Source organism: Corynebacterium sp. UMB8791, assembly GCF_054166365.1.
In genome coordinates, this window is the sequence record NZ_JBSZCG010000115.1 from 1 (window position 1) to 10,827 (window position 10,827).

General features: G+C 66.5%; 11 protein-coding genes. 9 read left to right on the forward strand and 2 right to left on the reverse strand.

The window, feature by feature from the left end; all coding sequences use genetic code 11:
• The 5 genes from ACXIUA_RS06390 to ACXIUA_RS06410 are packed head-to-tail and all read left to right on the forward strand — an operon-like array spanning position 1 to position 5,369.
• Positions 1 to 1,446 (forward strand): ABC transporter substrate-binding protein, encoded by a 1,446-nt coding sequence (locus ACXIUA_RS06390; protein WP_284805392.1) that lies wholly within the window; start codon positions 1 to 3, stop codon positions 1,444 to 1,446.
• On the forward strand, positions 1,443 to 2,351 hold the full coding sequence (locus ACXIUA_RS06395; protein WP_070478024.1) for an ABC transporter permease: 909 nt from the start codon (positions 1,443 to 1,445) through the stop codon (positions 2,349 to 2,351). The genes ACXIUA_RS06390 and ACXIUA_RS06395 overlap by 4 nt, the downstream gene beginning before the upstream one ends.
• Positions 2,348 to 3,133, forward strand: coding sequence for an ABC transporter permease (locus ACXIUA_RS06400; RefSeq protein WP_070478025.1), 786 nt, complete (start codon positions 2,348 to 2,350; stop codon positions 3,131 to 3,133). Before ACXIUA_RS06395 ends, ACXIUA_RS06400 begins: the two co-directional genes overlap by 4 nt.
• The gene (locus tag ACXIUA_RS06405; RefSeq protein ID WP_457976402.1) at positions 3,117 to 4,442 is read left to right on the forward strand and encodes an ATP-binding cassette domain-containing protein; all 1,326 of its coding nucleotides are present in this window, start codon (positions 3,117 to 3,119) and stop codon (positions 4,440 to 4,442) included. The genes ACXIUA_RS06400 and ACXIUA_RS06405 overlap by 17 nt, the downstream gene beginning before the upstream one ends.
• 18 nt (positions 4,443 to 4,460) lie before the next feature.
• Entirely contained in the window at positions 4,461 to 5,369 is a 909-nt protein-coding gene (locus ACXIUA_RS06410; protein ID WP_070478027.1) for a ribokinase, read from the forward strand.
• Here ACXIUA_RS06410 and ACXIUA_RS06415 read toward each other — a convergent pair.
• Entirely contained in the window at positions 5,349 to 6,563 is a 1,215-nt protein-coding gene (locus ACXIUA_RS06415; RefSeq protein WP_070478028.1) for an alpha/beta fold hydrolase, read from the reverse strand. The genes ACXIUA_RS06410 and ACXIUA_RS06415 overlap by 21 nt on opposite strands.
• Before the next feature lie 36 nt (positions 6,564 to 6,599).
• On the opposite strand from ACXIUA_RS06415, the gene ACXIUA_RS06420 reads away from it, so the two are divergent.
• From ACXIUA_RS06420 to ACXIUA_RS06430, 3 genes are read left to right on the forward strand one after another with little or no spacing between them, the layout of a single operon-like run.
• Positions 6,600 to 7,259 (forward strand): aldose epimerase family protein, encoded by a 660-nt coding sequence (locus ACXIUA_RS06420; RefSeq protein ID WP_070478029.1) that lies wholly within the window; start codon positions 6,600 to 6,602, stop codon positions 7,257 to 7,259.
• Complete coding sequence (locus ACXIUA_RS06425; RefSeq protein ID WP_284805397.1) at positions 7,243 to 8,016, forward strand: CPBP family intramembrane glutamic endopeptidase; 774 nt, start codon at positions 7,243 to 7,245, stop codon at positions 8,014 to 8,016. The genes ACXIUA_RS06420 and ACXIUA_RS06425 overlap by 17 nt, the downstream gene beginning before the upstream one ends.
• A gap of 27 nt (positions 8,017 to 8,043) precedes the next feature.
• Positions 8,044 to 9,912 carry a BCCT family transporter gene (locus ACXIUA_RS06430; RefSeq protein WP_457976403.1) on the forward strand — a complete coding sequence of 623 codons (1,869 nt, stop codon included), beginning with the start codon at positions 8,044 to 8,046 and terminating at the stop codon, positions 9,910 to 9,912.
• A gap of 147 nt (positions 9,913 to 10,059) precedes the next feature.
• Here the strand turns inward: ACXIUA_RS06430 and ACXIUA_RS06435 are convergent, their stop codons facing one another.
• Positions 10,060 to 10,221: a hypothetical protein gene (locus ACXIUA_RS06435; RefSeq protein WP_457976404.1), complete on the reverse strand. Its 162-nt coding sequence runs from the start codon at positions 10,219 to 10,221 to the stop codon at positions 10,060 to 10,062.
• A gap of 235 nt (positions 10,222 to 10,456) precedes the next feature.
• Between ACXIUA_RS06435 and ACXIUA_RS06440 the strand changes: the two genes are divergently transcribed.
• Positions 10,457 to 10,827, forward strand: a 371-nt coding sequence (locus ACXIUA_RS06440) for a hypothetical protein (protein ID WP_457976405.1), incomplete at its 3' end; no start/stop codon positions are given.

A 10,827-nucleotide genomic window follows, 5' to 3' on the forward strand; every position in this document is an offset into this window, starting at 1 on the left:
ATGCATTTCAGCACCCTGTCGCGCGGGCTGGTGGCGTCCACGCTCGGCGCCACGCTCGGACTGAGCCTCGCCGCGTGTGGCCCCGCGGCGCCGCGGGAGGATGTGGTCGTCGCAACGCAAGGGCCCCCTGCGGGCCTCGACTTCACCTCCATCGGCGGTGCCGCCGCACCCCAGGCGCTGATGGGCAACATCTACGAGACGCTCGTGCGTATCGACGCCAACGGCGAACCGCAGCCGTGGTTGGCGACCTCGTGGCGCGTCAGCGACGACGGCACCGTCTACACCTTCGACCTGCGCGAGGGCGTGACCTTTTCCGACGGCTCCCCCTTCGACGCCAGCGACGCCGTCTTCTCCATCAACTACGTGAAGGACTCCTGGGTCAACGGCATCAAGGAGAACATGGACCCGGTCGCATCCGCGCGCGCGGTGGACCCGCGCACGCTCGAGGTGACGCTGAAGGCACCGAGCGAGCAGTGGCTGTGGTCCATGGGCACGATGACGGGCGCGATGATGACGCCCGACTCCGTGGGAAGGCTCGCGAGCGACCCGCTCGGCACCGGGCCGTACACGCTGCGCTCGTTTGAGCCCGGCCACTCGATTGCCTTCAACCCGCGGCCCGATTACTGGGGCACAAAGCCGCAAAGCGGGGCCATGATCCGCTACTTCGGCGACGCCATCGCCGCGGTGAACGCGCTGCGCGTCGGCGATGTGGACGTCGTGTGGGCGATGCAGGCGCCGCAGCTCCTCGACGCCCTGCCAGACGACATCACCACCGCCGTCGGTACCACCAACGGCGAGGTGGTCTTCAGCATGAACAACAAGGCTGCACCCTTCGACGACGTCACCGTGCGGCGCGCCGCCGCCTACGCCATCGACCGTGATGCGCTCAACGCGGTGGTCTACAACGGGCTTGCCACCGACACCGGCGGCGCCCCCGTCCCACCAACCGACCCATGGTTTACCGGCACCAACTACTACCCCTTCGACCCGGACAAGGCACGGGAGCTGCTCGCCGGGCGCACCCCTGAGGTCACCATCGAGGTGCCCAGCCTGCCGTACGCGCAGACCGCCAGCGAGCTCATCTACTCCCAGCTTCGCAGCGTCGGCTTCCGCGTCACGCTGCACACCGTCGAGTTCCCGGCGGTGTGGCTGAACAAGGTGCACAAGCAGCACGACTATCAGGCGTCGATTATCTCGCACGTGGAGCCGCGCGACATGGTGCACATGTTCGGCAACCCGGACTACTACTTCGGCTACGACTCCGCGCACGCCCGCGAGCTCATGGCGCAAGGCGACCTGCGGGCCGCGGTGGACACCATCATGGCGGATGCCGGGGCGCTCACCCTGGTCAACGCGCCGAACATCGTGCTCTACGCGCCGGGCGTGCACGGGCTTGACCCGAACGTGGTCACCGATTCCCTGCCACTGAACGAGGTGCGCCGATGAAACGCATTGCGTCAACACTGCTGCGGCTGCTCGCGCTGCTCGCCGCGGCCAGCGTGGTGATCTTCCTGCTGCTGCGGGCCATCCCGGGCGACCCGGCGCGCATCGCGCTTGGGCTCAACGCCTCGGATGAAGCGGTGGCGGAGCTGTCGCACACGTTGGGGACGGACCGCCCGCTGGTGGCCCAGTACGTGGGCTGGATCGCGGCGATGCTGCGCGGTGACTTCGGGGTGTCGCTGGCCAGCGGCGCGGACCTGGGTCCGGTGATCTGGCAGCGCGCGGGGGTCTCGCTGGTGTTGGCGGTGGCTGCGATGGTGTTGTCGCTGGCCATCGCGCTTCCTGTCGGGATCTGGCTGGCGCGGCGAAACAGTGCGGTGCTGTCCGGGCTGACGCAGCTGGGCATGGCGGTGCCGAGTTTCGTTGTCGGCATTGTGGCCGTGGCGGTGTTCTCGGTGCGTTTGGGCTGGTTGCCTGCCAACGGGTGGGGCACGGCTGCGCACGCGGTGTTGCCGGTGCTGTCGCTGACCGCCGTGCAGACGGCGATCCTGGCGAGGTATATCCGCACCGCGGTTTCCGAGGAGCTCGAGCGCGACTACGTGCGCACCGCGCGCTCTACCGGTGCGAGCATGACGCAGGTGGTGCGCGAGCACGTGCTTCGCAACGCCGCGCTGCCGGTGCTCACGGTGGTGGGGATCCAGCTGTCCGCGCTGGTGGTCAGCGCCGTGGTTGTGGAGCAAGTCTTCGCCATCCCCGGCCTTGGCTCTTTCCTGCTGGACTCGGTGCGCAACCGCGATATCACAGCGGTGCAGTCCACGATGATGCTGCTGGTGGCGTTTACGCTACTGGTCAACGCGCTCGTGGACATCGCCTACGGGGTCGTTGACCCGCGTGTCAGGAGGGCGAAGTGAACCCGAAACGAATAGCTGGGTGGATAACGCTGGGGGCCATCGTGTTCGTGGCGGTGCTCTCCCTAGTGTGGACGCCCTACGACCCGCTGCAGGCCATGCCGGCGCAGCGCCTCGCCGCACCAAGCGCTACGCACTTGCTCGGCACCGACGAGCTGGGCCGCGATCTACTCTCGCGCATCATGATGGGCGCGCGCTACACCGTTGCTGCGAGCGCAGGTGCCGCCGCGCTCTCCCTGCTCGTGGGCGTGCCACTCGGGGTGCTCGCGGGCATGCGACGCTCCTGGACGGAGCGCGCCGTCATGGGCGGCAGCGACGTGCTCATGGCGTTTCCGGCGCTGCTGCTGGCCATCGCGTTGACCGCTGCATTCGGCGCCAGCATGTGGATCGTGGTGCTCGCCCTTGGCATCGCGGGTATCCCCGGGTTCGTTCGGGTCTCGCGGGTAGCCACGCTTCGCGTGATGTCCCAGGACTACATCCTGGCCGCGCGCCTGAACAAGGTGCCTGGGATTATGGTGGCGTGGCGCCACGTGCTGCCGAACATCCTGCCGGTGGTCATCACCCAGATCGCGGTGGCGTTTTCCATGGCGGTGCTGGCCGAGTCGGGCCTGTCCTTCCTCGGTTTCGGTGTGCAGGCGCCCTTTGCGTCCTGGGGCCGGATGCTGCAGGCCAGCCAGCCTTACCTGGCCACAGCCCCGCACCTTGCGCTGTGGCCGGCGCTGGCCATCGCGCTGACGATTCTCGCGTGCAACGTAGCAGGAGGCCACCGTGATCAACGTTTCTAACCTCCGCATCGAGGGCCTGCTGCACGGCATCAGTTTCACGCTCGAGCGCGGCCAGCGCCTCGGCATCATCGGCGAGTCCGGGTCCGGCAAGTCACTCACGGCGCTGTCCATCATGGGGCTCACGGACCTCCCCGCGGAAGGCTCCATCACCGTCGACGGCGTCGAAATGATCGGCACCTCCGAGCGGACCCGCCGCCGCGTGCGCGGCTCTCGCGTCGCAATGGTCTTCCAAGAACCCATGACGGCACTCGACCCGCTCAAGAAGATCGGCAAGGTCGTGCCGCGGCACCTGCTGCAGGAAGTCGGCGTCGACCGCCCCGAGGCTTACCCGCACGAGCTCTCCGGCGGGCAGCGCCAGCGCGTGCTCATCGCGCTTGCCCTCGCCGGCGACCCCGATTTCTTGCTTTGCGACGAGCCCACCACCGCCCTTGACGTCACCGTCCAACGCCAGATCCTGGACCTCATCGACGCCGTGGTCCGCCGCCGCGGCATGGGGCTGCTGTTCATCTCCCACGACATGCCGGTGGTCAGGCACATGACGCAGGAAGTTCTGGTGTTTCGCGCTGGGTCGATCGAGCCGACGGACAGCGCCTACTCGCGCAAACTGCTCAACCCGACGCTGCCCACGCTCGCGACTGCGCCACGCGAGGTTGGCGGGCCCGTGGTCACCCTTCGTGATGTCTCCGTCACCCGCGGCACCACCAAAGCACTACGCAACGTGAACCTGGAGGTCCGCCGGGGCGAGCGCATCGGCATCGTGGGCGGTTCTGGTTCCGGCAAGACCACCCTCCTGCACGTCATCGCGGGCTTGCGCGGCGTCGACTCCGGGGAGGTCCGCATCAACGGCGGCTGCCAGATGGTGTTCCAGGACCCCTACTCTTCCCTGGACCCGCGGATGCGGGTCGGGGCGTCGGTGGAGGAGGCGGGCGTCGATACGCGGCGGGCCCGCGAGGTGCTTGCCGCGGTGGGCCTCGAGGGCACCGAGCGGCGTTTGCCCCGCGAGTTCTCCGGCGGGCAGCGCCAGCGCATCTCTATTGCCCGCGCGACCGCCGCCACCCCCGATATCCTGCTTGCGGACGAGCCCGTCTCCGCCCTCGACGCCACCCTGCGCAACCAGGTGCTCACCCTGCTCGACGAGCTCGCCTCCACCCTCGTGTTCGTCTCCCACGACCTCGGCGTGGTGCGCGCGCTGTGCCCGCGCACGATCGTGATGCACGAGGGCGAAATCGTGGAGGAGGGCCGCACGCAGGACGTCCTGCGTAATCCGCAGCACGAATACACGCGGCGCCTCATCGACAGCATGTTTTAGGCGCTACTGTGGGTGGGTATGAAGATCGTAGTAGTTGGTTCCATTAACGCAGACCTCACCGTCAACGTTGCCCGCCACCCTAACCCGGGCGAAACCCTACTGGGCGAAGGCGGCGGGCTCACCGCCGGAGGCAAGGGCGCCAACCAGGCGTGCGCAGCCGCGAAGCTGGGCGCGCATGTGGCGCTAGTCGGCGCGGTTGGTAAGGACTCGAACGCGGCACCGGCGCTCGCGCTCCTGGAGGTCGCGGGTGTGGACCTCACCCACGTCGAGCAGAAAGAGGAGGTCACCGGCCTTGCTGTGATCACCGTGGCCGCCGATGGCGAGAACACCGTCCTGGTCGTGCCCGGCGCGAACGCCGAGGTGGACGCGAACCACGTTGAGCGCCACGTCGCCGCCATCGAGGACGCCTCACTCGTGTTGCTGCAGGGCGAGATCCCCGCGGACGGCTTCGCCAAGGCGGTCGAGCTGGCGCAGGCCCACGGTGCGCGCGTCGTGGTCAACCTTGCCCCCGTCGTGGAGGTGGACCGCGCAGCACTGCTCGCCGCCGACCCGCTGCTCGCCAACGAGCACGAGGCCGGCCTCATCCTCGAGCAGCTCGGCGTCTCCCCGCAGGAGCCCCCGGAGCAGCTGGCCCAGCAGCTTCTCGACGCCGGCTTCGCCTCCGTCGTGCTCACCCTCGGTGCGGCCGGGGCGCTCATCGCCGACGCGGATGGGTTGCGCCCGGTGGCCACGCCTCGGGTGGAGGCCGTCGACACGGTTGGCGCTGGTGACGCGTTCGCGGGCGCGCTGTGCCACCGCCTGGTTGAGGGCGACACCCTGGACGAGGCCGCGAAGGTCGCGGCGAAGGTCGGCGCGATCGCTGTAACGAAGCCCGGCGCGCAGCCCTCCTACCCGAGCGCCGTCGAGCTAGACGCCTACGATTTCTAACAGCGCACCCAGCACGGTCTCGCCGTGTCTGCGCAACCCGTCGTGCTGCATCTGGTCGTTTTCCCACACGTTGATGCCGAGTGCCTCGGCGGTCTCCAGGGAGAACTGGCGCGGCACGTACATATCCTGCGTATAGACGGCCGCCGCGGTCCGAATCCCGTGGTCGGCTGCGTTGAACCCTGCAGCCCCGGCGTAAAGGTTGGGCCAATCGTCCTTGGCCGCCAGCTCGTGCGCTGCCTGTTTGAAGGGGCGCAGCGCCGGGTCCTCGTCGAATTGGAACGGGAAGACGTGCTCGCCGGTGAGCAACCCTTCGCCGGCGCCGAAGCCGGGAGTGCGCTCGGCGACGCGCTGCGCCGACCACGCGGTCGCACCCGGTACGGTACCGCCGTAGATGGATTCGTGGATCACCCCGTAGAGCGGGCCAGACTCGTAGCTGACCAGCGCGCCGATCTGCGCAAGCACGTCCGTGCGCATCGCACCATTCGGGTGGAAGGGGGCCTCGAGCAGCGCCGCGATCGTGCCTGCGCCGCCCTCCTGCCCCAACAGCGTGCCGATGGTCCGGAAACGCCGCGCGCTCAGCCGCTCCCCGGTTGGCAGGAACTCCTCGCGCTGCTCGAGGTGCTCGCACACCTCCGCGATGCGCTCCTGCGCCCACGGCACTGCCTCGAAGAGCTCCTCGTGGCGGGCCCGCACGGTGGCGAACGTCGCCTCGTACACCTCGTCCACGCCCCTGCTGATCGAGGGCAACCCACCCGTAAACAGCGCCGCACGCAGCGAGTCCGGGTAGCGCAGCATGTAGTGCACCAGGCAGAACCCGCCGAAGGACTGGCCCAGCACGTCCCACTGCGCCAGCCCCAGCGTGCGGCGCAGCGCTTCCGCGTCGTCCACGATGACGTCGGCGCGAAGACGGGTGAAGTCGATGGTGGCGTCGCCAAGCATGGCGCGATCGATGCGGGAGGAGCGGCCCGTGCCGCGCTGATCCAGCAGCACCACCTGGTAGCCGCGCTTGGTGGCGTACTCGATCCACTCGAAGCGCTCGCGTGGGCTCGGGAAACCTGGGCCGCCCTGGAGGAAGAGCAGCGCCGGCGCGTCCTTCGCGGTCGTGGCGCTGCGCACGATGCGCGCGAACAGCTGCACCCCCTCGCGCTCGAAGGGGACATCAACGCAGTGGAGAGAGGAAGCAAACAGAGACATGGCCCTCATGCTATACCCCCACTAGCATTGGGAGCCGTGACGCAACCACTGTTTTTTCATTCCCAGCACAATCCGGCCCACGGAGGCATCCCAGTTGTTGCCCCGTGGTTCGCACAGACCCTCGGCGAGCAGATGCACGGCTGGGCAACCAGCCTCGAGTGGCAACACGACGGCGACACGATGCGCGTGAGCCACGACAACTTCCACCTCGTCTTCCGCAGCCAGCTTGACGACGCCCGCTCGCGCTTCGAACTGACCATCACCAACGGGGCGACCACCCCGCGGCCCGTCCAGATCGCGCTGCACCCCTACTGGGCCTGCGACGCGGCAACAGCGGAGCTCTCGGGTGTCCAAGGCTCCCGCTTCCTCGACAAAACCGACGGCGAGTTGAAGACGGTGGAGGGCCCGCTGCGCTTCGGCAACGAAACCGACGCCGTGATTGCCGGAGCGACCAGCGCCGTCCTCCGCGACGCCACGCGCGAGCTCACGTTTACCTGCACCGGCACCGACCACCTCGTGGTGTGGAACCCCGGCCCCGACGTCTGCCGCGACGCCGAGGACCTCGGCGACGACGACTGGGCGCACTTCGTGTGCGTGGAGCCAGCGCTGCTCGGCGAAGACCGCCGCGGCGTGACCCTGATCCCGGGTGCTTCCGCGAGCATCGCGCTGGAGGTCGCCGTTGCAGCCCTACCCTGAGTACCACCTCCTCGCCGCTGAACGGCCGTGGTGGCGCGCGCTCATAGAGGCGCTGCTGCTCGTAGCGTTCTTCCTCACGCTGACGCTGGCTGCCTTCTTCTTCCTGGACGCCACCGGCGACATGGAATCTCAGCTGGCCATCGTGCTCAGCCTTGCGCTGACGCTGCCGGCGGCGTTCCTCGCAGCACGGGTGGCCGGACGCGATCCGGCGCTGCTCGTCAGCGTGGCGGGCCGCGTGCGCTGGCCAATCGTGCTTCGCAGCAGCCTGGTCATGCTGGTACTGTTCGGCCTGACCACGCCGTGGGAAGACATCGACCTCACGCCAATCCTGCTGATGTACGTGCTCATCACGCCGTTTCAGGCGGCGTCGGAAGAGTTCATGTTCCGCGGCGCTATCCCCCAGATCGTCGGCACGTGGGTGCGCTCGCCGTGGGTGGCGTACGCGGTACCGGTCATCCCCTTCGTGGCGTTGCACGAGTACAACTGGATCGGACTTACCGACATCCTCGTGTTCACCATCTGCGTCTCCGCCCTTGTCTGGTACACCGGCGGACTCGAGGCCGCAGTGGTAATGCACGCGTTTAATAATATCTCTGTCTTCTTCATCGAACCCGACGCCAGCCCCACCGACATTGGGTGGGTTGACCTGGCGTTTTCCTCCACGTTCACCATCGGCACAACGTTGCTCCTCCTCGCCGTGAACCGTCGAAAACGTCCGGACCCAACTAGCCATATCGTCCAGGATGCGGTTAACTAAGAGACTCACAATCTCAAGGAGAACCTCATGTCCAGCACCAATGCTGCACCCGCCTATCCCGACGACATGCACCCCGGACTCGTCCCCGGGATCAGCGTAGAAGAACAACGCAACCGATTCGGGGTGGACAAACTCGTCTTCGGTGTCACAGCGGTGCTCATCGTCGCGTTCATCATTTGGGGCATCAGCGCCCCAGACACCGTCGGCGAAGTCGCCGGCAACGCACTGAACTGGGGCATGTACAACTTCGGCTGGCTGTTTAACATCATCATGTCCGGCTGCGTCGTCCTGATGCTCGTCATCGCGTTCTCACGCTTCGGCACCATCAAGCTCGGCAAGGACGACGAGGAGCCGGAGTACTCCTTCTTCTCCTGGATCGCCATGATGTTCGCGGCAGGTATTGGCGTCGGCATCTTCTTCTTCGGCCCCTCCGAACCGCTCACCCACTACATCACCCCACCACCGCTGACTGTCGACGCCGAAACCCCCGAAGCCCTGCACCAAGCCATGGCGCAGTCCCACTTCCACTGGGGCGTTTCACCGTGGTCAGCCTACGCACTCGTCGGCGGTGCCCTCGCCTACTCGACGTACCGCCGCGGCCGCGTCTCCCTCATGTCCTCCATCTTCACCCCGCTGACCAAGGGTGGTGCCGCGTGGACCGGAAAGATCGTCGACATCCTCGCGATCGTCGCCACCCTCTTCGGCACCGCGGCCTCCCTCGGCGTTGCGTCCCTGCAGATCACCGAGGGCGTCTCCATCGTCGGCGGCATCGAGGTGTCCACCGGCGTGCTCATCGCCATCATCATGCTGCTGTCAACCGGCTTCATGATCTCCGCCGTCTCCGGCGTGTCCAAGGGCGTGCGCATCCTCTCCAACATCAACATCACCCTGACACTGGGCGCGATCTTCTTCGTGTTCGTCACCGGCCCGACCCTGTTCCTCACGAACCTGATCCCGTCCGGCACCATCGCGTACGTCGACAAGTACATGGATATGGCGTCCCGTTCACTGACCTGGGGCACGGAAACCCTCGACTTCCAGTCGGCCTGGACCGCCTTCTACTGGGCATGGTGGATCGCGTGGACCCCGTTCGTCGGCATGTTCATCGCCCGCATCTCCCGCGGCCGCACGCTGCGACAGTTCGTCATCGTCACCATCGTCGTACCGACGACCGTGCTCATCCTCGCGTTCACCATCTTCGGCGGCACCACCATCTCCTTCAACCGGGACAACATCCCAGGTTTCGACGGCACCAGCTCCACCGAAAGCATCCTCTACGCCATGTTTGAGCAGCTACCGCTGTACAGCATCACCTCGGTGCTCCTGATCGTCATCCTCTCGATCTTCTTCATCACCTCTGCCGACTCCGCCTCCGTCGTCATGGGCACCATGTCCTCCAAGGGCGACCCGGCACCGAAGAAGCTCATCGTGTTGTTCTGGGGCGCCTGCATGATGGGCATCGCCGTCGTCATGCTGCTCACCGGCGGCGAAGACGCGCTGTCCGGCCTGCAGTCCCTGACCATTCTCTCCGCGCTGCCCTTCTCCGTCATCCTGATCTTCATCGGCATCGCCTTCCTGCGGGATCTCTCCACCGACCCACTCGCAATCCGCAACACCTACGCGCGCTCCGCAATGCGCGCCGCCGTCATCAAGGGCCTCGAAGAATACGGCGACGACTTCGAACTCACCGTCAACCAAGCCGACGAAGGCAAGGGCGCCGGCGCCGACTTCGACTCCACCGCCGCCCACGTCACCGACTGGTACCAGCGCACCAACGAGGACGGCGAAAACGTCGGCTACGACTACGAAACCGGCACCTGGGCCGACGGATACGAAGCCGAAGACTCCGATTCTGAGTCTGAGTCTGAGTCTGGGTCTGGGTCCAAGAAGGACTAGCTCGGCAGGGCGCCGACCAGCTCGGCTCATCAGAGCCCTTTGCGCAAATGGGAGTAACAGGATTGTAGTAATCCGGATTTTGGGAGCCGAAAAAGGGATTACTACCATCCTGTTACTACCTTTTAGGTTTTACGGCCGAGCCTCACCTCATCGATGCAGCACCCCGGGCAGCTTCAACATACCCGTGTGCAGCCCGAACGCGACAGCACCACCGATCAACACCGCCAAGATTCCGAGCACGATACCAACGATGTTGCCCGTCGAAGAGCCTGACATAGGTGCTGCCGTCGGTTTCGCTTGAACAGTCATTTTCGTTTCGTTGCCCGCAACATCACGAACCTTCACGACGTCCCCCGCACGCAACGGCCGCGACAACCGAAGACTCCACCTCTTTTTGCTATTCGCTTGCACAGGCGACTCGCCCTGACCTGTTACCGACACTGTTAGCCTCTGACCCGCATAGTCAGCGCCACCCCGGAGCTCTGTCAGCCCCTCAACGAGGGCGTCCAAAGTCGGTGCGTTCGTTGTCCGCGGGGCGGACGGCTTGGTCGTTGCAGTTGTTCGCTGGGCGGACGGTTTGGTGGTCATGGTTGTCCGCGGCGCGGAACTTTCAGCACTCGACGAAGCAGGCCTAGTTGTCCGCGGCGTGGACTTCGGAGCCGACGTCGTAGCCGATGGTCTTGTCGTTGCGGTTGTCCGCGGGGCGGACGGCTTGGTGGTCGCGGTTGTCCGCGGCGTGGACTTCGGAGCCGACGTCGTAGCCGATGGTCTCGTCGTTGCGGTTGTCCGCGGGGCGGACGGCTTGGTGGTCGCGGTTGTCCGCGGGACGGACGGTTTCGTGGTCATGGTTGTCCGCGGCGCGGAACTTTCAGCACTCGACGAAGCAGGCCTAGTTGTCCGCGGCGTGGACTTCGG